This is a genomic window from Paraburkholderia kirstenboschensis (assembly GCF_904848585.1).
GTDB classification, from domain to species: Bacteria; Pseudomonadota; Gammaproteobacteria; order Burkholderiales; family Burkholderiaceae; genus Paraburkholderia; species Paraburkholderia kirstenboschensis.
Genome location: NZ_CAJHCR010000094.1, coordinates 1 through 569, shown reverse-complemented (window position 1 = coordinate 569; position 569 = coordinate 1). Strand labels below are relative to the sequence as shown.

Sequence of the window (569 nt, the reverse complement as noted above, 5' to 3'; positions counted from 1 at the left end):
AACGGCACGGGCGTGATCGTCGATCCGAATGGTTCGATCAACACCTCGGGTAACGGCTCGACGAACATCTCGGGCAACGGCACGGATGCGGGCGTGGACATCAACGGTTCGGTGAACACGAGCGATAACGGCACCACCAACATCAGCGGTGATGCGTCGAACGGCACGGGCGTGATCGTCGATCCGAATGGTTCGATCAACACCTCTGGCAACGGCTCGACCAACATCTCGGGCAACGGCACGGATGCGGGTGTAGACATCAACGGTTCGGTGAACACGAGCGATAACGGCACGACCAACATCAGTGGTGATGCGTCGAACGGCACGGGCGTGATCGTCGATCCGAATGGTTCGATCAACACCTCGGGTAACGGCTCGACGAACATCTCGGGCAACGGCACGGATGCGGGCGTGGACATCAACGGTTCGGTGAACACGAGCGATAACGGCACCACCAACATCAGCGGTGATGCGTCGAACGGCACGGGCGTGATCGTCGATCCGAATGGTTCGATCAACACCTCTGGCAACGGCTCGACCAACATCTCGGGCAACGGCACGGATGCGGG

At 60.1% G+C, this 569-nt stretch carries 1 pseudogene; it reads left to right on the top strand.

Annotation, left to right across the window (positions count from 1 at the left end):
* Window positions 1-569 (top strand): annotated as a pseudogene (locus JMY24_RS38165) (hypothetical protein); the annotation flags it as partial.